The organism is Deltaproteobacteria bacterium, assembly GCA_016219225.1.
Taxonomy (GTDB): domain Bacteria; phylum Desulfobacterota; class RBG-13-43-22; order RBG-13-43-22; family RBG-13-43-22; genus RBG-13-43-22.
Map to the genome: position 1 here is coordinate 1 of JACRBX010000217.1, position 23393 is coordinate 23393.

Here is a 23393-nt window from a genome sequence, read left to right on the forward strand (position 1 = left end):
TAAAAAACATAATGGGTTTCAATGCCCGGCTGAACGATTAAATCAATTTCGATATCATGATAACTGGTTGCAAAATCTTTTGATTTCAGCATCTTTAGGAGGGTATAGAACCCCTCCCCAAATTCCGATATAATCAGTATATTTTATGGAATCATTATCCGTCTGTATCTCCTCGATAACCGGCAACATCAACTGCCGCACATTCCTGCTAAATATGGTGAATTTGAAGCTATCTATCGATATAGGAGACGGAGAGATACTCTCGGGCGAGTTGCCGCGCAAGCAATTGCGCTTGGTACAAGCGTGGATTGAGCTTCACCGGGATGAGTTGATGGCAGATTGGGAGTTGGCCGTTAGCGGGGAGCCCCCCTACAAAATTGCTCCACTATGAGGTGTCTATGTATTGGGATGTCACAACAATCAAGCCGTTATCAGATTACCGGATTTATGTTGAGACCGAGGATGGACGGAAGGGCATTTTTGATCTGAAGCCCTATCTTGACCATGGAGTTTTTCGTGAGCTCCGGAACATCAATTACTTTAATCAGGTCGGTATATTATTCGGCGCTGTCACATGGCCGCATGACCAAGACCTTGCCCCTGAAACTCTGCTTGCCGAAATGATCCCGGTTGAGTCAACGCCTTAGAAGCCGCTTGAGAGGAATGCCCCGCGCACTTTAGCCGGAGGCTGAACTGGTTTTGGCTGCCCTTCCTCTCAAGGACAGCCAAAGGAAATATCTTCTTTGCTTGCCCCGTTAAATGCTTTTTTCCGTTTAACTGGGGAGCACTCTGAGAGCTCGAACGACCGAAGGAAGTGGGCGAGAGACGCCTTGGCCTTTCCTTTTTGCTTGAGCCTTTTCCTCCCGCCTCGCGCCTCATCCCTCACCCTTTGAGCTTTCAGCTTTGAGCTATTTATTCTTTTTCTCCTTGACAAATTAGCTGGTTATTCAATACAGTCTTTTAAAGCTCCAATCTTATAAACTCCCTTCTTTAAGGTCTTGAGGAGATTTATGGCCCGGATTCGTATCTCAACAGATCCATCCAATCACCTAAACCTTAATTTGGTTTCGGGAGAGCCCATTGAAATAAAAACTTTCAGGGGAGACTAGTGTTCACGGAGGTGAAAACCGGTGACGGCTAAAGCAACAAGTCCAGCGTCGAGTGGACCGGCCGGTAGCCACTTCGAGGGGCAGGTGGGTGCTTACTACCTGCTCTCCATGTTGGCGGGCTCGGATCCACGTGGCCTGCCCGGCACGGCGATAGATCGCATTGAGTTCCAACGGGCGGCCGAAGACCGGCCGCTGGACGATGTCATCGTACATGCCCACGATACACGCGGAAATCCCGCCGTTCTTGAGATCCAGGTAAAGAGAAGCATCACTTTTTCACCCGGCGATTCGGTTTTCCGTTCAGTCGTGGGCCAGATTGTCAAGACCTCGCACAGGCGGGACTTCTGGACCATCCGCTATGAACTTGCGATCGCGATCGCTCGAACGTCTCGCAAGATCGAGGGCGCCTATCAGGACGTTCTGACCTGGGCACGACAGTTAAGTGACGCAACGAATTTCATGGCCCGGATTGATCGGCCGGGCTCCGCCAACGCGGACATGCGCAACTTCGTGTGCACCTTCAAATCAAATCTGCACGACATCGGTTCGCCTGACGATATCGAGACAGTCTGGCGGTTACTGCGTAAGCTTCAGATCCTCGTCTTCGACTTCACCACCCAAGGCTCAGCGTCCGAGGAACTCGCGAAAGAACGAGCCGTCCACGCCCTTCACCCGAACGATACGTTGCGGGCTGGAAACCTATGGACGGCGCTGGTCGAGCTCGCGCTGCAGATCGCGGTGAGCGGCGGTGACCGCAATCGCGATGGACTGATCGAGGACCTTAGGCGTCAGTCGTTTCGCCTTGCAGGAGACCGGCGCTATACATCCGCACGTGCGATTCTCGAAGAGGCTTCCCGCAACGCGCTTGCCGACATCGGCAATCGGGTCGGCGACGTGATGTTGACTCGGCACGAGCGTATCACCGCCGTTCGCGCTGCCCTTGACAATGGCCGTTACGTCGAGATACGCGGCGACGCGGGCGTTGGCAAGTCGGGGGTGTTAAAGCATTTCGCCGTGCAGGGCGCTATAGAGGCGCGCGTTGTCGTGCTCAGCCCTGGCCGAACGACACCAAAGGGGTGGATTGCAATGCGGGCGGTCCTCGGGTTCGATGGCACAGCTCGCGATCTACTGACTGATCTCGCGGGCGACGGTGGAGCAGTTCTCTTTGTCGACAATCTAGACTTTTTCGACGACCAAGAGCGTAGAACCGTTGTTGACCTTGTCCGCGAAGCTGCGAGCGTCCCGGGTTTCTTCGTGATCGCTACGGCAAGGAGCAACTTCGGAGTAGAGGAGCCGGATTGGTTACCGCCCGACGCACTCAACCGTTTGGGCCGCGCTGAACCTATCGTGATTGGCGAACTGAACGAAACCGAAGTTGACGAGATGCGGCACGCCGCTCCAAGGCTCGCACCGCTGCTGGCCGATACTCACCCGGCACGGGACGTCACCCGAAACCTCTTCCGCCTCTCCCGCCTTGCAAGTCGGCCAGGGGATGAACCTATCCCGCGCACCGAAGTCGACATGGCCGAGCAGTGGTGGCAGACAGCCGATGGCAGGCGCGATAGCGACCACCGGGATCGTGCCAGGCTGCTTAAGACTTTGGCGGAACAGACGCTCTCGTCGGCTGAACCACTGGACATAGCTGATCGCCCGGCGAGGGTGGTCGATGCTCTAATCGCCAGCGACACGTTGCGCGACCTGGGGAACGATTGCGTCGCGTTCCGCCATGATGTCCTTCGCGAATGGGCGATTGCCAACCTTCTTCATTCCGAGCCGACGACCATCGAGCGCTTGCCGCTCGCGCGCCCTGCCTCAGCGTCTTTGGCGAGGGGTGTGGAACTCGCCGCGCGTATGGGCCTCGAACGTGCTGTCGATAGCACGCCTTGGTGGTTGTTCTTGGTTCGTCTAAGCCGCGAGGGTACACATGGTTCATGGCGCCGGGCGGTGTTGCTGGCTCTCGTTCGCTCCGAGATCGGCCCCGAACTGTTGACACGGACGTCTGGCCTTCTGCTCGCCAACCGCGCAAGCATGCTCCGAGAGCTCATCCGAATCGTGAGGGCAGTCGACGTAGAGCCAGCCTCAAAGTTGTTCGTTGGCATCGGGGCTGACCCGGCGATGATCCCGGCGAGTCTCAATGTTCCGAGCGGACCGTCATGGTCCCGGCTGATCAGCTGGCTGCTCAGCCTCGGGCGGACCTTGCCGGTCGCGGCAATTCCTGACGTGGTCAACCTTTACACCGCGTGGTCTATCGGAATGCTCGGTCACGATCCTCTGACTCCATTGCTGATCCAGTGGCTATATAGCTGGTTGACTGAGATTGAGACGGCCCGAGAAGCGGAAACCTTCCCTGTTCGACATGAGCCGTTTGGTGGCGAACTTGAATACGACCAAATCGGATCACTGGAGTCCGACCTCCGCACCGGCTTTCTCTTATTTTGTAATCGGAGGCCCGCGCTCGCTGTTGAGTACTTGCGATCGTTGGGTCAGCGCCGGCGTAGTAAAAATGCCATACGTAGTATCCTGGAGTTTCGCGGGTCGATCGCCCAGGCTGCCCCCGCAGAGCTTGCGGAGCTAACCGCGACGGCTTTGATTCCGAATCGTCGGCTTGACGAGCGGCACCACCGCCTCGAGTTCGGGGAGCCGTTCGATTTTCTCGACCACCAGTTTTACCCGGCGTCCCCGGCGCAAGGACCGTTTTTTGAACTCCTTAGCCATGCCCCACAACACGGTTTATCGCTGATCCATCGGCTCGTCGACCACGCGATTTCATCCTACAACCGTGGCCGGGAATACGGCGGCGATGCGATCACGATCTCGTTTTCTAGTGGCGGTCGGGTTTTTCCGTGGATAAGATCATATGCATGGTCACGGGATGGCGCAGGGGGCCCCTTCTGTGTAACATCTGCCCTCATGGCTCTTGAGGCCTGGGCTCACCACCGGATTGAGTCAGGAGAGGTCTTCGTCAAGGTGCTCGCCGACGTGCTCGGCCCGCCCGGCTCTCCAGCGGCTTACCTTTTGGTTGCAGTCGATCTCCTGCTTTCCCATTGGCCGAAATCACGTGAGGCGGTGATTCCTTTTCTGGCTTGCCCAGAGCTCCTTTGTATAGACCGTGAGCGATATGTGCACGACAACTTCGAGTACCCGGATATCTTCGGCCTCAAAGCTCTCGAGAAGGAGCCAGTCGGCGCAGTTAGCCTCGAAAGCCTGAAGATGCGCGCTTCTCGACGGTTCATGCTCGATCAGCTTCTCGGTAAATACGCAGTATTCGGGCCTGTCGAACTGCGGGATACGCTGACTGCACTATTGAGCGGCGCAGCCGCAAGCCTCGGACCGCCCGACGAGCAATCGGACTTGAGGGATCCCGCCTTCATAGCTATTCACGCACTCAACCTTGTCGATCCTAATAATTGGATTGAGGTGTCTATCGCGCAGACTGATGGTACACAGGAAACGGCCTACCAGTACGTCCCGCCCGAGATCGAAAATCAATACTTCGCATCTCTGCAAGAAGCCTCGCGGGACAAATTCACGGACAGTAACATGCAGGTCGCCCTCAGCTTGGCACTGGAAGACCCGTCCCGCTCGTCACCCGAATTTGTTGCGGCGGCGGTTGAATGGACGAAAAGCGCGGCGGCCACGCGGAAGAATGAAAACCACGACGAGGACCGGATGCGGGAACAGGCTGTCATCACTGCGGCGATGATTACAATGCGCGATGGCGAAACCGAGCGACGCGCCAAGCATGCTGAGTGGGCGCGCAGCATCTTCGCCCAAGCTCTCCTGACTGGAAAAGACTCAGTCCACCGATTTCGATCCGGACTCCGTTACAATCCCATCGCGATTGCCTTCGTTGGAATGATCTACTTACTAAAGGATCGTGCCACTCCTGGCGACATACGCGCCCTCCTCGAAGTAGCTGCCCGTGACGACCCTGCCGCAGCTCATGGATTTGGCGTGGCATCCACCACGCTATCCTCCATTGACGAACGCTTGACTCTGGCGGTGCTGCGTTGCGCCTTTGCGGCCTGTATCAGAGGGAAGCGCGAGTGGGATCTCCCTGAAGAAGAGATTGCTGCGAATACAGAGCGCCACAGGGTATGGATCCAATCGACCGTCAATGCTGAACTGACATGGCTTGCTGATGAAGGTCCTGAACCCGATTGGCCGAGCTTCCCGTCGGAAACGGTCCGACCGCGAAGGGGTATTCGTCTACCGAGTAAACGAGAGCAGCAGAATACGTCCGCACCTCAGCACTCTCGACCAGACAAATATGTAGACCACCAAGCCGCAGCACTCTGGCTTAGAAACTTTATGGGGCTCGTCGATGTAGGCCAGAGGCCTTGGGTAAGAGAAATCGTTCGGAGCTATTCCCCTTGGACTTATGCGGCGAACGGCGTTGGGCTGAACTCGTACGAGCAAGTCGACCATTCGCCGAGAGAATGGAACGATGCCTACTTCGACTTACTGGCCCACTGCCTACCCGGACTTGAGTTGCCGGAGATTGAGCAACTCGCATTGGCGCCGATCGGTTCGCTACCCGACGAGCCCTTCTTCGACGTAGTAACGCCATTCCTAAAGAGCGTTGATGTCGTCTATTTCAATGACTTTGACCTACAGGAGTCAATCGCGATTAGCATTCGGTCCACGATCGCCAACCGGTTGATGGCAAGCAACGGCTGGCGGAGGTTAGGGGGCAACCGATCCGGATCTATCGAGATGCATATCGGACCAGCGATCGCCGTTCTCTTTTTCAACGATTACAGCTTTGTCCAGCCTGCCAAATGTTACTTGCTGCCAAAGGGCATTGATCGGCTCCACTCCTTCTTGCCCGTGCTGGAAAGACTGGTCGACAGCTGTCCTTCGCTTTTTGTCGCAATCGTGACACTCAATCTATTAGAAGTGTCTCCAAGGTCGGTGCATCTGCCATTTATCGTACTATCGGCTAAGACTTGGATAGAAAGCTTCCCCGATGATAGCGACTTCTGGGTGGATCACAATATCGGGCGCCGTGTGTGCGTGTTAATCGAAGAAATTCGGCGTCAGCAGCCGGCTCTGCTTAATCCAGGCAATCCTGTACGTTTCGATGTGGATCGATTGCTCGCGGCGCTAGTTAGCTTAGGAGTTGCGGATGCCAGGCGACTGGAAGAAACGCTCGACGGACGATCGGGAAGCGAGGCGGGAGGTACCTCGACTTTGTCTTGAACCTGGTAAAAGGAACATCATAGATACTTAGTCCAAGAGAGAAAGATATAACCATGAAAAAAGTAAAAGTTGAGGAGGCCGTGAATTCGAAAAACATTCGGCCGGGGGATCGTATCTATTGCTCTGGAAACGCCGCTACACCCCAGGTTTTACTTAAACAACTGTGGGAGGATACCGGCATCAGGGATGTGGAAATGTTGAGTGTCCTGCTGCTCGGCGATATCGGACCCTTGTTCGAAGAAGAGGCCTGTGAGCGGATTACGCATCGGATTATTTTTAACGGGGACCATTCTCGAAAAGCGGTCAACGAAGGCAAGGCCCGTTACCAGATCCTTCATCTCTCGGATATCCCCAGACAATTAAAAAAACACCTGAAACCGGACGTGGTTCTCCTGACGGTCGCCGGCCCTGACAACGGAGGGAACTACAGCCTGGGCACGACCGTGGAAGCCGTTCTGGCCGCGGTTTATACGGCCAAAGAAAATAACGGGATCGTCATTGCCGAAAGAAACCATCGGATGCCCTTCGTGCTGGGCACAACGATTCATGAAACCGATATCGATTTTATTGTCGACAGCGACTATGATCTGCCGCTCAGCCCGGTTAAGGAACCGGACGAACGGGCCAGAAAAATTGCCGACATCATCTCGGCGCTTTTTATCACCGATGGTTGTACCTTGCAGTATGGAATCGGAGAAGTACCGGAAGCGGTTACCGAAGCGATCATCCGAAAAGGGACCAAAGATCTCGGCATACGAACCGAGCTATTCTCCGACGCCATGCGAAAGCTGGTGGAAAACGACCTGGTGACTAACCGTTATCTGACCAACCGTTTTTCGATAGCCACCATTTTTCTTTCCGGCAGCCGGGAAGGGTACCATTGGTACGACAACAACAGTTCCCTGCAAAGCAGGCCTGCGGACCGGACCAACGGCATTCTTCATATTGCCTCGGAACATAAGATGGTAGCCATCAACAGCGCCATAGGGGTCGATCTTCACGGCAATATCTGGGCCGACTCTTTGCAAGCCCGAAACATTTACAGCGGTGTCGGAGGCCAGGCCGATTTTCTAAGGGGCGCCTATCTGTCCGAAGGAGGCGTTCCCATCATCGCCATGAAATCCACCACCCATGGTCTTTCAAAAATAGTCGACAAATCTCCCGAAGGAATCACAACCACGGCCATTCCGGCTGATCCGGTGGTCATCGTTACCGAATACGGCGCCTTTGATCCGAGAGGGCTCAGCATCACCGAACACGCCGTCGGAATAGCCTACCTGGCCGCTCCGGAGCATAGAGAAAAACTGCTCAGACATATTTTTGAGAGCAATGTTTTCAACAAGCCTGCCAGCGTCTTGCGAGGGGGAAGGCCTAAAGGATTTATCCCTTATGAAGCTATTTGAGTATTGGAAAGACAGGAAATGGCCTGAAATTCTAAACCTCCAATTGTGGCAAGAAGAACTTTCCAGAAAGCCATTCAATCTTAAACAAGCGGCTGAGTATCTGGGAATTTCTACGGTAACCATCAGACGTTGGGTAAAATCGGGGCGTTTATCCGCCTGTAAGGCAGGCTGGGCCTATATTTTTGAGGTTAAAGAACTGAAGGCTTTAAAAAAGCCCATCTCACCGCATCCCATCCTGGACCACTGGCCAGGGCTAAACCTTAACGGGGAAGAGAGGAGGCATTATGAAATTGGAAATTATTTCCCATGAACCGAAAGAAGTTTCTCGACCAACACCGATTCTTTTTGTCCACGGGGCCTGGCACGGGGCCTGGTGCTGGAAGGAAAACTTTTTGTCTTATTTCGCCGAGAAGGGATATAGCGCTCACGCCTTGAGTCTACGGGGGCATGGGAAGAGTGAGGGACCGGCCCATTACAGTCTGATGCGCATCGCGGATTATGTGGCGGACGTGGCCCAGGTGGTGGGCCAATTACTGGAAAAGCCGGTCCTGATCGGACATTCCATGGGCGGTCTGGTGGTCCAGAAATATTTGGAGGAGCAAACCGTTCCGGCGGCGGTGCTGCTGGCTTCGGTCCCGGTCAAAGGGGTGCTCCAAACGACCCTGCGGATCGCCCGTCGCCACCCGTTGGCTTTTTTAAAAGCCAATCTGTTCTGGAGCCTTTATCCGATTGTCGGCACGGCCGAACTCGCGCGGGAAGCCTTCTTCTCTGCGGACATCCCTCCTGATAGGCTCAATAAATATTTCAATCTTCTGCAGGATGAGTCTTATCTGGCCTTCCTGGACATGATGCTTTTCAACCTGCCCAATCCTGAAAAAGTCTCAACGGATTTGCTGATACTCGGGGCGGAGGACGACAGCATATTTCTCCCTGATGAAATTGAAGCTACGGCCAAGGCCTATAAGAAAAGGCCTGAAATCTTCAAAGGAATGGCCCATGATATGATGTTGGAAAATAAATGGCCGGCCGTAGCCGATCGAATAATCGAATGGCTTGGGGAAAAAGGAATATAGGGGAAAGGACCGTGCCCCTAAAGCTACCCCTTCTTCCCGAAGGAAAGGATTCGTTCCACCACGTCCGGGCCAACCCCTTCGTTGAGGTCGAATTCATGGCGCAGTCCGTCATGCAGGGACATTCCATCGGTAAATTCAAGCAGCCTTTTGTTAGCTCGGTTGCTGAACCAGGAGGTGGCCAGGATTGATCTGGCCAAAGACCCGATCTCGGCATCGAAATTTTCATCCGGTACGCATAGGTTGGCCAGACCCATGGCGACGGCCTCTTCTCCCGTAACTGTTTTAGTCGTAAACATCATCTCTTTGGCCTTGGCTATTCCCACCCGGCGCGGCAGTCGTTGACTCATCCCCCAAATCGGCGTCAAGGCCCACTTGCCATGGGTATCAGCGAACCGGGCCGATTGGGCGGCAAGGATGATATCGCCGGCCAGGGCCAGTTCCAGGGCGCCGGTATAGCAATGGCCGTGAACGGCGGCGATGACCGGCTGAGGAAGATTGGCCAGAAGGGTGACTGTTTCCGGTTGAAACCGCCGGCTTTCCGATTCCTCGCCGGCGCCGATGGCCGCCAGGTCATGACCGGCGGAAAAGCAACGCCCGTTGCCTCTCAGGACGACACAACCAATGGTGTCGAACTGTTTGGCCAGATCATCTACATGGGACCGAAGGTCCTTGAAAACTTCCAGATTCAAGGCGTTGAGCTTCTCCGGCCGGTTGAGCCTCAAGGTACAAAGCCCATTATCGTCATTGCGCAAAACCAATTCTCCCATAAAGGATCCCTTTCTTTATTTGCGATGGCAATCTTTAAAAAAATGTTGGGTAGGCGTTTTGCCGTATAGTCGATGATAGAGAACTTGGCCTTCCCTTTGAACTTTCAGCTTTGAGCCCCCTATCTTTCTCCTTGACCACATCTTCTTATCATTTTATAGTTTTTTATTCAAAAATAAAATAAATGGGGAAAACCATGGTCCCCCATCTCGATGCTGAGCGGATAAGCCAACTCTTTGGAAGGAGAATGATTGTGACTGAGCAAAAGGCAACCAACGTTATCTGGCATGAACATCTGGTCAAGAGGGAAGATCGCGAAACCCTTCTCGGGCAGCAAGGTGTACTACTATGGTTCACCGGTCTGTCCGCCAGTGGAAAGTCGACGATAGCCAATGAGGTTGCTTTTCAACTTCATCGAAGAGGAAAATTGACTTACTTATTGGACGGTGATAACGTGCGACACGGTCTGAACAAAAATCTCGGGTTTTCACCGGCGGATCGTGAAGAGAACATCCGCCGGGTTTCCGAAGTAGGAAAACTCTTTGTCGATGCGGGTATAATCACTTTTACCGCGTTTATATCTCCTTATCGGAAAGATAGGGATGACGCGAGAGCCCTTTTCAGAGAAAACCGATTCGTAGAAGTTTACATGAAGGCTTCGGTTGAGACCTGCGAAGGCAGAGACCCCAAGGGCTTTTACAAAAAAGCCAAGGCCGGGGAGATTAAGGATTTTACCGGGGTGTCTGCCCCCTACGAAGAGCCTCTCCAGCCTGAAATCATTCTTGAATCGGATAGAATGACGATTGACGAAGAGGTCGCCGAAATCATGGGTTATCTGTTGGCAAGGCGCATCATCTAAAAAAAACCAGGCCAGACGCCCGGAGGGGAACAATGATCGAAATATTACGGACCAGACGGAGTATCAGGAAATACGAGAAGAGACCAATCGACGAAAAGTCTTTGAAGACGTTAAAAGAAGCCCTGCTGCGCTGTCCTTCTTCACGGGGGATCAACCCCTGGACATTCCTGTTAGTCGATGAGGCCGACCTGCTCGCAGGGCTTTCCAAGGCCAAAGAGCACGGTTCGGGTTTTCTTGAAAATGCCGCCCTGGCCATTGTGGTCTGCGGTGACGAGTCCGATTCCGATGTCTGGGTGGAAGATTGCTCCATCGCCGCCATCGTGGCCCATCTTACGGCCCACTCCCTGGGGCTCGGAAGCTGCTGGATCCAGATCAGGAACAGGGCACATACCGCGGGGAAGACCGCCGAGAATTATGTCCGGGAACTTCTCGGCATCCCTGCGAACCTGAGGGTGGAGTCGATCATCAGTGTCGGCTTCCCCGGCGAGACCAGGACGCCGGTTCCGGCGGAAAAACTCCAGTATGAAAAGATAAAGCACAACCGTTACGCATAAACCGAATCCGTATCAATTCAGCTTTATTTAAAAACTTTTGGCACGGATTTCACAGATAAAACGGATATTTTGTTTTTCCCCCGGCTGAAGGAACCCAGGGCGAAAAAACTCCTGCCCACCCGATTAGTAAGGGCACTGAATTAAAAGGAGGCATCAACCATGAAGATCGTACGATTTCTATATAACGGACAAACCCAATACGGGATAATAGAAGGAGAGCGTGTCCATCCCTGCGTGGGAGATCCCTTTGTCGGGCTCTCCCGAGGGACGAAAACCCTCGACCTGGGGTCCATAAAGTTACTGGCCCCCGTCTGTCCTCCCAATATCATTTGTCTGGGCCTTAATTACCGGAAACATGCCGACGAAACCGGCATGTCTTATCCTGCCGCACCCCTGGTGTTCTTAAAGGCGAATACGGCCCTCTGCGGACCGGGAGATCCGATCATTCTTCCTGAAGGTTACCAGGAAAGCATCGATTATGAAGTGGAGATGGTGGTCGTCATAGGGAAGAAGGCCAAGAACCTGACGGAAGAGGAAGCTCTCCAGGCCGTCATGGGTTATACCATTGGAAACGATGTCTCCAACCGGACGGCCCAGTTCAATGACGGTCAATGGGCCCGGGGCAAGAGCCATGACACCTTCTGTCCCATCGGCCCGGCCATTGAGACGGACCTGGACGGCGACAACCTGGATCTCTCCTTACGTCTTGACGGAAAGATCATGCAGGACTCCAATACATCGGATATGATTTTCCCTTGCCGCCGGATTATCTCCTATCTGTCGCGGTCTATGACCCTGCTCCCCGGTACGATCATCATGACCGGCACACCCTCGGGTGTCGGCTATACCCGAAAGCCTCCGGTATTCCTCAAGGCCGGGCAGACCGTGGAATGCCGCATCGAAGGCATCGGTCTGTTGGCCAACCCGGTTGTTGGCCCCACCCCCGGTTCAATAGGCCAAAAGGAGAAATGATGCATTCAAAACCAATGCCTTATGATATCGAAGCCGGGCAGAGTTATGTCTTTGACCTTTTCCGTCCCGAAGACGCCGAGGGAGTAGTCCGTCTTTTCAAGACGGTCTATGGAGAGGGGTACCCCATAAAAACGTTTATCGATCCGAAGATTTTGATCGAAGAGAATGGGGCCGGCCGGACCATTTCCAGCGTGGCCCGCACGCCCAAGGGGGATATTGTCGGCCATAATGCCATCTTTTGCTCGGCCCCTTATAAAAAGGTCTATGAATCCGGGGCCGGTCTGGTGCATCCCAACTATCGCGGTGGGGCGGGCATCTTTAGCGGATTAGGGGTCCATGGAGAAAAAATCGGGGCATCGCAATTCGGGGTGGAAGCCATCTTTGGAGAACCGGTCTGCAATCATGTCTTTGCCCAAAGGGCGACCGCTAGTGTCGGTTATGTTACTCAATCCGTGGAAGTAGATCTCATGCCGGCCTCGGCCTATGATACAGAAAAAAGTGCCTTTGGGCGGGTCTCCACTTTGTTGGATTTTAAGACTCTGCGACCCAAGCCGCATGAGGTATATCTACCCAGGGTTTACGAAGAATCGTTTCATTACCTTTACGGCGGTTTGGATGATAAACGGCAGATCCAGGTATCGGCTGCCGAAAAGCCTCCGGAGATTCCTACCGAACTGAATGTAGAAGTCTTCGACTTTGCCCAGGTAGCCCGCATAGCGGTAAACCAGGCCGGCAGGGATTTTTACCAGGTCTTGGGAGAGGAAGAAAAAAGGCTTTTAGCCCGTAATGTGACGGTCATTCAGGTTTGGTTGAACCTTTCCTGGCCCTGGATCAATACCATCGTCCTGGATCTTCAAACCAGGGGCTATTTTTTAGGGGGTCTTCTCCCCCGGTGGTTTGATACTGACGGGATGTTGATGCAAAAAATCGTTGGCCGGCCCAACTGGGAGGGGATCCAGATCTATTTCGACCGGGCCAAAAGATTATTGGAATGGGTAAGGACTGATTGGGAACGGACGTTAAAGTGACGCGTGACGAGTGACGGAATAGAAATATTAAAAAAAGTCCTTACAGCATCATCCGTTTAAAGGCCCTTTGGGTATTATTTAAGATGGCCTGGCTCAACGCATCCAAAGAAATGCCTCGAAGCCGGGCGACGTGTTCAGCCGTATGGATCAGATAGCCCGGCTCGTTTCGTTTTCCCCGAAAGGGGTGGGGGGCCAGGTAAGGGGCATCGGTTTCCAGCAGCAGAGATTCAATGGGGGCTTGGCGGACGACTTCTTCCAATACCGAGCCCTTCTTATAGGTAATGGCTCCGGTTACGGACAGAAAAAAGTTCAGGTCCAAACATTCCCGGGCCATCTCCCAATCCCCGGAAAAGCAGTGAAAAATTCCCCCTATTTCCCAGGCCTTTTCTTCTCTTAATAAGGTCAGCACTTCCTGGTGGGCATCGCGATCATGAATAATTATGGGCAGGGAGACCGCCCGGGCCAAATGGATCAGGTGCCGGAAAGTTTCTTTTTGGGCTTCTTTCGGTGAAAGGTTGCGATAAAAGTCCAGCCCGATTTCCCCTATGGCAATCACCTTGGGATTTTCAGCTAATTGGGCTAATTGGGGAAGGATCTTGAGGTGAAAGGCGGCGGCCTCATGGGGATGAACACCAACCGTAGCCCAAATATGGGGATAGTCATTGGCCAAGGCCAGGGCCTGGCGGCTGCTGTCCAAATCGGTTCCAATGGTGATGATCCTTTTAATCCCCTGATCGAAGGCCCGTTTAATCACTTGAGGGCGATCCGGGTCAAAGGCTTCCATTTCCAGATGAGCGTGAGAATCAATCCACATGGGTATTAAAAAAACGTTCGGCGTTAAGCGTTCGGCGTTCGGCGGAAGAACTGAAAGCTTAAAGCTCAAAGCGGAAAGCTCAAAGTAAAACCAAAAATTCTTCCCTCTTAAACCTTGGGCCTTATGCCTTGCGCCCTGTGCCTTATCCTTCGTGTTTGTTTTTGTACATATTTTGGTCGGCCTGGCGTAAAATCTGGTCGTAGTCCTTGTTATTGGAATAGGCTCCATAGGACACAGTAAACTGAATGGTCCCTTTTTCCTGATCCTGGACACTTAAATTTTGTAAAGCCGGATCTAATCGTTCCACGAACTGAGACAATTGGTCCGGATCAGTCCTGGGAAGGAGGACCACAAATTCATCCCCACCGTAACGGGCGACTATATCCGTCATGCGCATGCAATGATTGATGGTTTCGGCCGTCTTTTTTAAAACCTGGTCCCCGACCAGATGTCCAAATTGGTCATTGATTTCCTTAAATCGGTCAATATCCAAAAGGATCAGGGCCAGATGATCATGGTATCGTTTAGCCTTGGCCGTTTCTTCCCCTAGTCTTTTTTCCAGAAACCGCCGGTTATAAACCCCGGTGAGTCCATCGATCGTGGCCAGTTCCGATAATTTAGCCTCTAAGGCCTTACGCTCGGTCAGGTCCTGGATGGATTCGATGGCCCCCCAAAGTTCGCCGGTAGTATCGTAGATGGGAGCGGCTAAAAAATAAAGGTACCTGGGTTTTCCTCCCAGGTTTTCATGAAAACTTTCGGCTTCAAAGGCCCCCTTCATCATGGGAGAGGGCCTGAGGTTTTTCCCACCGTAATAACGGCTCAACTGGGTCAGGTCGCCGTTGATGATCAAGTCGGCCAGGATGGGTTGTGACGTCGCATAAAAGGGTTTCCAGGCATCTTGGCTGCCTATCATACTTTCCCGGCGGTAACCGGTCAGTTCCACACAGGCCCGGTTCCAAAAAACGATACGATGTTCCCGATCCAGAACAAGCGTAGGAATAGGATTGGCCTCGACGATCTCTTCTTTAACGATCGTTTCCCGTTTTAAGGCATCCTCAATTTTTTTTCTGGGGGTCAAATCATGGAAAAACCCGACGCTGCCGATTTCCATGTCTCCGTCAAATAGAATGCTCCCGGAAAGACGCATGGGGACCTTTCCCCCGCTCCTATTGATCAGCGTCGTTTCATACCCGATAAGCTTTCCTTTCCCACCGAACAGAGGGCTCCACAAGTCTTTCTTGACCTGACGGGCGATTTCTTCCGGATAGAGCCGGGTGGCATTCAGCTTGTTGACGACCTCTTCCCTGGAATAACCGGTTATCAGGGCCGCCCCTTGATTAAAGAGTACGATCCGGCCCTGGCGGTCAACGGCAATAATGCCGTCCATAGTGCTGTCGATAAGGTTTTCTTCAAAGGACAATCGGCGTTTAATCTCTCGTTCCAGGGACCTTCGTTCGGTCACGTCCTGAAGCATTACCACGATGCCGGCCGGTTTTCCCTCCTCATCGTTATAGCGGAAGGCAGCCTGATTGATGTCCAAAAAATCACCGGTCTTGGTTAACCGCCTGGTCTCAAGGTTGGGCAGGACTTTTCCATTCAAGAGTTCTTGAATATTTTCTATCGTGGGTTGAACTTCTTCTGGCGGAATAAAGGGAATTTTTTGCCCGATCAATTCATTCCGGAACCAGCCGAAGGTTTTTTCAAAGGCCGGGTTGAGATAACGGACCACCCCCTGGGGGTCATAGATAACCAAAGGGATGGGATTGGCTTCTAAAAAGGAACGAAAATCTTCAACGAATTTTAGAAGTTTTTTACGTTCGGAGATGTCCCGGGCAATCCCGATCATACCGGATACTTGCCCCTTTCGGAGGAAAGGGGTCTCATTGATTTCCAAAAGGATCGGATGCCCGGACTTGTGATATATTTCAATGGGATAGGCGGGAAGTTTCTGGCCGGGCGGAAGGGTGCTCTCACCATAATTCGGAATCATTTTATTGATGGGGTGGTCGGTGATCATGGATTTATGGACGGTTTTCCATTCCTCCGGGGTATAGCCGGTTACTTTTTGGATCCCAGGCGACAGATATAAGAAATTACCTTCCCGATCCCGGATGAAGATTATGTCGTTGGATTCTTCTGTAAGAAACCGGATACCTTCAAGAAAGGGAGATTCCAGGTCGGAGAGAGCATCCAGGATATTTGAATAATCAGTTGTGGGGTTTAGGGGCATTTTCCCTTTATTTTCCATAAGTTTTATCGATGGGAAGGAATTAAAAACCCTTTTCAGCTTCTACTACCATATTTTTCTTTTTAATCCAATTGAAATTTTGTTTGCAGTATGATATCTAAGGCTATAAATTTTTTAAAAAATACCAAGATGTTTTGGGGTAGCAAGATGCCTATTTACGAATTCTGCTGTGATCATTGCCATAAAACTTTCGAACTGCTGGCCGTTCAGAATGATGACCTCATAGCCCCGGTTTGTCCTTCCTGCCAGTCACCGGAAATCAGCCGGGTCCTTTCAAGAATTAATGTTGGGAGTTCTTCCAGGGATGGGCAATCATTTCCACAGGTCAGTGAGCGCAGTTGTGCTTCAGGAAGTTGTACCACCATAGATATCCCAGGCCCCAGCAAGTAGCCCAACCCCTGACCTCCTCCACCCGGATGCAGCGTTTAGCGGTCAGCGATCAGCCAACTAGCTTTTTTGCAAGGATTTTGATGAAAGGTTAAAGCTGATGGCTGATTGCTCCATCAGGAAAATTACAGTTTCCGGATAGACTCTAATTAACTTAAAAACGTAAAAGGACTCCGAGGGGTTAACTGGTCATGGTCAAATGCTTGGCTTGACAAGAAGCCAGAAGTGTATTAAAGGCTAACCCATGGAAGATTTTATAACCGTACTGGGACTGATTCTGGTTTTGGAAGGGTTGCCCTATTTTGCTTTCCCGGTGACCTTTAAAACCTGGATTGCGCACATGCTGGAATTACCGGAATCCCGATTGCGGGTATACGGATTGATTTCCATGGTGATCGGCCTTTTTTTAATCTATCTGGCCCGCCGATCCGGATGGCTGACAGGCTGATCAATCCGGGAACCGCCCGAAGGGTGGGGGATGAAACGTGCATCTTGAAACTTGAAACTGTATTTTTATATGGAATTGACCTTATCACAATTTGATTTTTCTTTGCCCGCAACATTAATTGCCCAGAACCCCTGTGCACAGAGGGACCATTCGCGGCTTTTGGTTTTGGATCGGAAGACGGACAATCGGGAACACCATATTTTTAATCAAATCATTGATTATTTGAATCCCGGTGATGTGCTGGTGATCAATAATACCCGGGTGATCCCGGCACGGTTGGAGGGAAAAAAGAAGAGCGGAGGCCGGGTGGAATGCCTGATCCTGAATTACCCGGCCGGTGCGGTCTTCGATTCCTATACGACCTCCTGTCTCATTAAGGCCAGGAGAAAAATTCGTCCCGGCGAACGGCTGGATTTCGGTCCCGGCCTGGAAGGGGAAATACTGCCTCCTGCGCCCAATGGAACGGCTTTGATCCGTTTTATTTTTAAAGGGCCCTTTGATGGGATATTGAAGAAATTCGGCTCGGTGCCCCTTCCTCCCTATATAAAAAGAGATGGCCGGGAGACCGGTCTTCCGGAACGGGATCTGGAACGCTATCAGACCGTTTATGCCCATCACCCCGGTGCGATAGCCGCACCGACCGCCGGGCTTCATTTTTCTCCGGAGTTTATGGGGGCCCTTCAGGAAAAAGGGGTTTTTTTTGCCCCTATTACCCTGCATGTCGGCTATGGAACCTTCGCTCCCATAATAACGGAAAGGATTGCCGAGCATAAGATCCACTCCGAGACCTTTCAGGTTACGGCCCAGGCGGCTGAAAGGATTCAGGAACAAAAAAACCGCGGGAAGCGGATTATAGCCGTGGGAACCACCTGTGTCCGGGTTTTGGAATACCAGGCCATGAAATATGGGACAATAAAACCCGGCGAAGGAGAATGCGATCTTTTTATTACCCCGGGCTTTGACTTTCAAGTGATAGATGGATTGATCACCAACTTCCATTTACCAAGGACCACGTTGCTTTTACTCGTTTCCGCCTTTGCCGGCCGGGAAAAGATTCTCCGGGCCTATCAAGAGGCCATCGAGCAGGGATACCGGTTTTACAGCTATGGCGATGCCATGCTGATTATCTAAGCGAACAGCGGTCAGCAATCAGCAGACAGCCAATGAAAAAGGTTGAAAGCTGAAAGCTGACCCCTGACCGCTGAAAGCTGTTAATGTTTTCTTTTCAAGTCGCACATCATGAAGCCCATAGCGGTGCCAGGAGCGGAAGGATCGAGACCGGCCATGGGGTAATCCGCACCCCGGTATTCATGCCGGTAGGGACACAAGGTTCGGTAAAAGCCTTGACGCCGGAGGATCTTCGGTCCCTGGGGGTTGAAATTATCCTGGCCAATACCTATCATCTTTACTTACGACCTGGTCATGAACGCATTGCCCGTTTGGGGGGACTGCATCATTTTATGCATTGGCCGGGATCGATCCTGACCGACAGCGGGGGCTATCAGGTTTACAGCCTGGGGGCCTTAAGAAAGATCAAGCCGGAAGGGGTCTCTTTTCGTTCTCATTTAGACGGCTCCAGTCATTTTTTGAGCCCCGAATTGGCCGTTCAAATTCAGGAGGCCCTGGGATCGGATATTGCCATGTGTCTGGATGAATGCACCCCCTATCCGGTCCAATATGACTATGCCCGTTATTCCCATGAATTGACCCGGGACTGGGCCTTACGCTGTAAAGAGGCCCATAAAAAGGAAGGGCAGGCCCTGTTCGGGATCATCCAGGGAAGCACCTTTAAAGACCTGAGAAAAGAGAGCACCGAATCGATCGTAACCATCGGCTTTGACGGATATGCCCTGGGGGGCTTAAGTGTGGGGGAGGAAAAGACGCAGCGGCAGGAAATCATTGCCTATACCCTGCCCCTGTTGCCTGAGGTAAAACCCAGGTATCTGATGGGACTGGGTACGCCGGAAGATCTGGTGGAAGGCGTAGGGCTGGGGGCCGATATGTTTGATTGCGTCCTGCCTACCCGTAACGCCCGAAACGGGATGCTGTTTACCAGGAAGGGGCCGGTTATCATTAAAAAGGCCGAATATGCCGAAGACCCGCAGCCTATTGACCCGGAATGTAGCTGTTATACCTGCCGGAATTATTCCCGGGCCTATCTGCGTCATTTATATGTTTCTAAAGAATTGCTTTCTTATCGGCTGAATACTTTGCATAATATCCATTATTTTATGGAGCTGATGCAGGCCCTTCAGGAAGCCATAGCCCAGGATCGTTTCCTGGAATTTAAAAAAGAATTTTATAACCAAAGAAAGGAGTAATATTGATGAATCTGTTTACAGGTGTTGCCGAAGCCATGGGGCTTCCGGGGACGGGGGGATCCGGTGGTTCAGGAGCAGGGGGATTTGCCGGGATGATCCCTCTGGTGTTGATGTTTGTGATTTTTTATTTCTTGCTGATCCGACCTCAGCAGAAAAAGGCCAAACAACATAAAGCCTTGTTGTCCAATCTGAAACGAGGGGATTCGGTGATCACCAGCGGGGGAATCTACGGCCGTATCGCCGAGATCAACGATAACGTTATTGTTCTGGAGGTGGCGGATAAGGTGCGCATCAAAGTGGCCAGAAGTTTTGTGTCGGGCCTGGCCGGGACCGCTCAGGAAGCCCCTCCCCAGCCACCGAAACCGGCGTAATCTGGTCTATTTGGTCATTTGGTCTCTCTGGTCTTTTTGGTCATTTAGTTATTTTGTTTTATTAGACTAAATAGACGAAACAGACCAGACAAACTAGACAGACGAGAAAATGGATCGCAGCTCTCTCTATTACTGGCTGGCCTTAAACCGGATCAGCGGGGTAGGACAGGTCAGCTTCGCCCGTCTTCTGGAAAGATATGGTTCTCCGGAAAAGGTTTTTCAGGCCGAGATGGAGGATTTAGAATCCGTCGAAGGGATGAGGAAGAATACCGCCCTGGCCATCGTTAAATTTAAAAGGGCGGAAAAGATCGACCGGGAGCTGGATGAACTGGAAAAACAAAGAGTGGGGGTGCTGACCATCCATGATCCCTTGTATCCCTTTCTATTAGCCAAGATCCATGATCCTCCCCCTTTTTTATATTATAAAGGCACCCCTTCCCTTCAGGATGGCCGCTCTCTGGGTGTGGTGGGTTCCCGGCATGGGTCTGATTATGGGGTCAGAATGACCGAAAGGCTGGCCTGGAGTCTGGCTAAAAATGGATTGACTATTGTCAGCGGTATGGCTCGAGGGATCGATACTGCGGCCCATCACGGGACTTTGATGGCCGGAGGCCGGACCGTGGCTATACTCGGTTCCGGACTGGATGTCATTTATCCACCGGAAAATGAAAAAATATATCACCAAATTACTGAGCAGGGTCTGGTTTGCTCCGAATATCCCCTGGGGACACTTCCGGAGCGTCAAAATTTTCCGGTTCGCAACCGGATTATCAGTGGTATGGCCCTGGGAGTGGTGATCGTCGAGGCCACCCAGCGGAGTGGTTCCCTGATTACGGCCCGGCTATCCCTGGACCAGGGCCGGGAGGTCTTTGCCGTTCCCGGAAGCATTGAATCTTTTAAAAGTTCCGGGACCCATCGGTTGATCAAACAAGGGGCCAAGCTGGTAGAAAATGCCCAGGATATATTAGAAGAACTGCGTTTGGAGGACCGGTCTGAACCGGTCGGGGAGGAATTGAGGGCCGTCGGGCCGGCTGTTGCACCCTCCCTTTCTCCGGAGGAAAAAACGATCTGGGATATCCTTTCCGGCGAAGCCCTTCACGTGGATCAGATAACCCGGCAGTCTGGGATAGGGATATCACGGACCTTATCATTATTGCTGGGGATGGAACTGAAGGGACTGATCAGGCAATTACCAGGGAAATATTTTGTGCGGCGGTGAATTGGTTTTGGACGCAGATGAACTCGGATCGGCAGAGGGCCGATCGTGCAGATTACCGAGATTCTAAATATAAAGGACTAACTGAAAAGAAAATTTTTAAAAATTGTTATCTGCGCGTATCGGCGAAAATCTGCGTCCGAATTAAAATCTAAGGAAGATGGAATAAGCATTATGGAAAAAGCGTTGCTGATTGTGGAGTCTCCTACCAAGGTTCGAACCATCAAAAAATATCTTGGCCCAGGATTTGAGGTCAAGGCGTCTCTCGGCCACATCAAAGATCTGCCGCAGAATAATCTTGGGGTGGATATCGAAAATAAGTTCAAACCGGAGTTTCAGGTTATTTCCGGAAAAAGCAAGATCCTGAAAGAATTAAAACAGGCGGCTCAAAAGATACGCCATATCTACCTGGCCCCGGACCCCGACCGGGAAGGAGAGGCCATAGCCTGGCATCTAGCCGAAGAATTAGCCGGTAAGGACAAGGAGTTCCACCGGGTTTTGTTCCATGAATTGTCTCCCAGGGCGATTCAGGAAGCCTTAAGCCACCCGGAGCATTTGAACGAACAGCGATTCCAATCTCAATTAGCCCGGAGGATTTTGGATCGTCTGGTGGGCTACCAGATTTCCCCTCTCCTCTGGGACAAAGTCAAGAGGGGTTTAAGCGCCGGACGGGTCCAGTCTGTGGCCGTGCGGGTCATCTGTGACCGGGAACGGGAAATTCAGGCCTTTGTTTCCAAAGAATACTGGTCGATCACCGCCGCACTCCGGGCCGACCTCCCTCCGGATTTTGAAGCCCGGCTGATCAAAGGGCAAGGGAAGGTCATCAAGATCATCCATGAAGAACAGGCCCGGACGATCGTTGATCGCCTGTCCCAAGAGCAGTTTCAGGTGGTTAAGATCGACAAGAAGGAGCGTAAACGCAATCCCCTGCCGCCTTTTACCACCAGCCAGATGCAGCAGGAGGCCTTTAGAAAATTACGCTTTCCGGCCAAAAAGACCATGTTTCTGGCCCAGAAACTCTATGAAGGGGTCGAGGTCGGTGACGAAGGACTGGTTGGTTTGATAACCTATATGCGTACCGACTCCACCCGGGTTTCTCAGGAAGCCTTAACGGCTGTCCGGAATTTTATTCAGGGCCAATACGGTCCGGAGTTCGTACCCGGTAAGCCCCATTTCTATACCAATAAAAAGTCGGCCCAGGATGCTCATGAAGCCATTCGTCCCACTTCTATGAATTTATCGCCGGACACCCTGGCCCCTCATCTGGAAAAGGACTTGTTGGGCCTTTATCGCCTGATCTGGAATAGATTCGTGGCCAGCCAGATGAAGGCCGCCATTTTCGATCAAACCTCGGTGGATATTCAGGCCGATGAATATTTGCTGCGGGCCACAGGTTCGATCCTGCGGTTCCCCGGTTTTACCACGGTTTATGAGGTAAGCAAAGATGTTGAAGCTACCGAGGACGAAGAAGAGAAAAAAGGCCAACTGCCGGATCTTAAACTGGAACAGATTCTGACCTTGCTTCAGCTTACCCCCAAGCAGCATTTTACCCAACCGCCCCCCCGTTACACGGAAGCCACTCTGGTCAAAGAATTGGAGGAAAAAGGGATTGGTCGCCCCAGCACCTACGCCGCTATCATTTCCACCATCCAGGACAAGGAATATGTCAGGAAGGAAAAATATTTTTTCCATCCCACGGAACTGGGTTTTTTGGTCAACGATCTCCTGGTAAAAAATTTCCCCGAAATCCTCGATGTCCAGTTTACGGCCCTGATGGAAAATAACCTGGATCAGATCGAAGAAGGGAAGATGGAATGGACTAAGGTCCTCCAGGATTTTTATCAGCCCTTTGCCCAGACCCTGGCCCGGGCCCGTACGGAAATGAAACAGGTGCGGGGAAAGGGAGTGAAGACCGATATCGCCTGCCCGAGCTGCGGCAAACCCATGACTATCCGAATCGGGAAAAACGGGCCTTTTCTGGCCTGTTCCGGATATCCGGAGTGTAAACAAACCCAGAATTTTATCCGGGATGAGAAAGGAACTATTCAGCCTGTTGCGGCCGAAGCCCCTCAAGTTTCGGATTCGGAAAAACAATGTCCCCAATGTGGAAAGCCCATGATCGTCCGTCAGGGACGGTTTGGGACCTTTTGGGCCTGTTCCGGATATCCGGAGTGTAAACAAACCCAACCCTTTTCATCCGCAGGAAAGGCCCCTGATTCCTCTCCAAAGGTTACCAGCGACCAGACCTGTCCCAAGTGCGGGGGTCCCATGGTGGTGAAAAATAACCGCTTCGGAGGGACCTTTCTGGCCTGTGAAAAATATCCGAAATGTAAAGGGGCCTTGCCGGTGACTACCGAGTTCCCCTGTTCTAATCCGGGTTGTACCGGCATGCTGGTTTCCCGGGTGGCCCGGAAAAAGGGACTCAAATTTTTTGGCTGCAGCCGCTTTCCGGAATGTAAATTCATGATCTGGGGAAAACCGGTCAAAGAAGCCTGCCCGAAGTGCGGGGCCCCCTTTTTAGTGGAAAAAACCACCAAAAAAGAAGGAACGGTCTGGGCTTGTGCCAAAAAAGAATGCGGGTATCAGCAGAAAAAGGGAGATGAATAAAGGGGGAAAGAAGTTT

19 protein-coding genes and 1 pseudogene are annotated in these 23393 nt (G+C 52.1%); 17 read left to right on the plus strand and 3 right to left on the minus strand.

Annotated features, from left to right (window positions below; all coding sequences use genetic code 11):
• The first annotated feature begins 138 nt into the window (after window positions 1–138).
• The 6 genes and pseudogenes from HY879_18175 (at window position 139) to HY879_18200 (ending at window position 8787) form a co-directional block, all read left to right on the plus strand.
• Window positions 139–391 (plus strand): annotated as a pseudogene (locus HY879_18175) (DUF4160 domain-containing protein).
• A gap of 7 nt (window positions 392–398) precedes the next feature.
• Complete coding sequence (locus HY879_18180; protein ID MBI5605266.1) at window positions 399–647, plus strand: DUF2442 domain-containing protein; 249 nt, start codon at window positions 399–401, stop codon at window positions 645–647.
• A gap of 483 nt (window positions 648–1130) precedes the next feature.
• On the plus strand, window positions 1131–6311 hold the full coding sequence (locus tag HY879_18185; protein ID MBI5605267.1) for an ATP-binding protein: 5181 nt from the start codon (window positions 1131–1133) through the stop codon (window positions 6309–6311).
• A gap of 53 nt (window positions 6312–6364) precedes the next feature.
• Window positions 6365–7714 carry an acetyl-CoA hydrolase/transferase family protein gene (locus HY879_18190; protein MBI5605268.1) on the plus strand — a complete coding sequence of 450 codons (1350 nt, stop codon included), beginning with the start codon at window positions 6365–6367 and terminating at the stop codon, window positions 7712–7714.
• Window positions 7641–8024, plus strand: a complete 384-nt coding sequence (locus HY879_18195; GenBank protein ID MBI5605269.1) for a helix-turn-helix domain-containing protein — start codon at window positions 7641–7643, stop codon at window positions 8022–8024. The genes HY879_18190 and HY879_18195 overlap by 74 nt, the downstream gene beginning before the upstream one ends.
• Window positions 7999–8787, plus strand: coding sequence for an alpha/beta hydrolase (locus HY879_18200; protein ID MBI5605270.1), 789 nt, complete (start codon window positions 7999–8001; stop codon window positions 8785–8787). Before HY879_18195 ends, HY879_18200 begins: the two co-directional genes overlap by 26 nt.
• A gap of 23 nt (window positions 8788–8810) precedes the next feature.
• Here the strand turns inward: HY879_18200 and HY879_18205 are convergent, their stop codons facing one another.
• Window positions 8811–9554, minus strand: coding sequence for an enoyl-CoA hydratase/isomerase family protein (locus HY879_18205; GenBank protein ID MBI5605271.1), 744 nt, complete (start codon window positions 9552–9554; stop codon window positions 8811–8813).
• A 251-nt stretch (window positions 9555–9805) separates the two neighbouring features.
• Between HY879_18205 and cysC the strand changes: the two genes are divergently transcribed.
• The 4 genes from cysC to HY879_18225 all read left to right on the plus strand — a co-directional run bounded on the left by cysC (window position 9806) and on the right by HY879_18225 (window position 12965).
• Window positions 9806–10411, plus strand: coding sequence for an adenylyl-sulfate kinase (gene cysC, locus HY879_18210; GenBank protein ID MBI5605272.1), 606 nt, complete (start codon window positions 9806–9808; stop codon window positions 10409–10411).
• A 32-nt stretch (window positions 10412–10443) separates the two neighbouring features.
• On the plus strand, window positions 10444–10965 hold the full coding sequence (locus tag HY879_18215; protein ID MBI5605273.1) for a nitroreductase family protein: 522 nt from the start codon (window positions 10444–10446) through the stop codon (window positions 10963–10965).
• 159 nt (window positions 10966–11124) lie between these two features.
• The gene (locus HY879_18220; GenBank protein MBI5605274.1) at window positions 11125–11937 is read left to right on the plus strand and encodes a fumarylacetoacetate hydrolase family protein; all 813 of its coding nucleotides are present in this window, start codon (window positions 11125–11127) and stop codon (window positions 11935–11937) included.
• Window positions 11934–12965 carry a hypothetical protein gene (locus HY879_18225; GenBank protein MBI5605275.1) on the plus strand — a complete coding sequence of 344 codons (1032 nt, stop codon included), beginning with the start codon at window positions 11934–11936 and terminating at the stop codon, window positions 12963–12965. The genes HY879_18220 and HY879_18225 overlap by 4 nt, the downstream gene beginning before the upstream one ends.
• Window positions 12966–13005: 40 nt before the next feature.
• On the opposite strand, the gene HY879_18230 is transcribed toward HY879_18225, so the two are convergent.
• Both HY879_18230 and HY879_18235 read right to left on the minus strand, forming a co-directional pair.
• On the minus strand, window positions 13006–13779 hold the full coding sequence (locus HY879_18230) for a TatD family hydrolase (GenBank protein ID MBI5605276.1): 774 nt from the start codon (window positions 13777–13779) through the stop codon (window positions 13006–13008).
• Between the two features lie 142 nt (window positions 13780–13921).
• Complete coding sequence (locus tag HY879_18235) at window positions 13922–16009, minus strand: PAS domain S-box protein (protein ID MBI5605277.1); 2088 nt, start codon at window positions 16007–16009, stop codon at window positions 13922–13924.
• 165 nt (window positions 16010–16174) lie between these two features.
• On the opposite strand from HY879_18235, the gene HY879_18240 reads away from it, so the two are divergent.
• From HY879_18240 to topA, 7 genes are all read left to right on the plus strand, one after another.
• On the plus strand, window positions 16175–16417 hold the full coding sequence (locus HY879_18240; protein MBI5605278.1) for a zinc ribbon domain-containing protein: 243 nt from the start codon (window positions 16175–16177) through the stop codon (window positions 16415–16417).
• 241 nt (window positions 16418–16658) lie between these two features.
• The gene (locus HY879_18245) at window positions 16659–16862 is read left to right on the plus strand and encodes a DUF2065 domain-containing protein (protein MBI5605279.1); all 204 of its coding nucleotides are present in this window, start codon (window positions 16659–16661) and stop codon (window positions 16860–16862) included.
• A 75-nt stretch (window positions 16863–16937) separates the two neighbouring features.
• Window positions 16938–17993 (plus strand): tRNA preQ1(34) S-adenosylmethionine ribosyltransferase-isomerase QueA, encoded by a 1056-nt coding sequence (gene queA, locus HY879_18250; protein MBI5605280.1) that lies wholly within the window; start codon window positions 16938–16940, stop codon window positions 17991–17993.
• Between the two features lie 83 nt (window positions 17994–18076).
• Window positions 18077–19183 (plus strand): tRNA guanosine(34) transglycosylase Tgt, encoded by a 1107-nt coding sequence (gene tgt, locus HY879_18255; protein ID MBI5605281.1) that lies wholly within the window; start codon window positions 18077–18079, stop codon window positions 19181–19183.
• Between the two features lie 5 nt (window positions 19184–19188).
• A complete protein-coding gene (gene yajC, locus HY879_18260) occupies window positions 19189–19554 on the plus strand; it encodes a preprotein translocase subunit YajC (protein ID MBI5605282.1) in 366 nt (121 codons plus the stop codon).
• Between the two features lie 109 nt (window positions 19555–19663).
• Window positions 19664–20773 carry a DNA-protecting protein DprA gene (dprA, locus tag HY879_18265; GenBank protein MBI5605283.1) on the plus strand — a complete coding sequence of 370 codons (1110 nt, stop codon included), beginning with the start codon at window positions 19664–19666 and terminating at the stop codon, window positions 20771–20773.
• A gap of 171 nt (window positions 20774–20944) precedes the next feature.
• Entirely contained in the window at window positions 20945–23377 is a 2433-nt protein-coding gene (topA, locus tag HY879_18270) for a type I DNA topoisomerase (GenBank protein ID MBI5605284.1), read from the plus strand.
• Window positions 23378–23393: the final 16 nt, after the last annotated feature.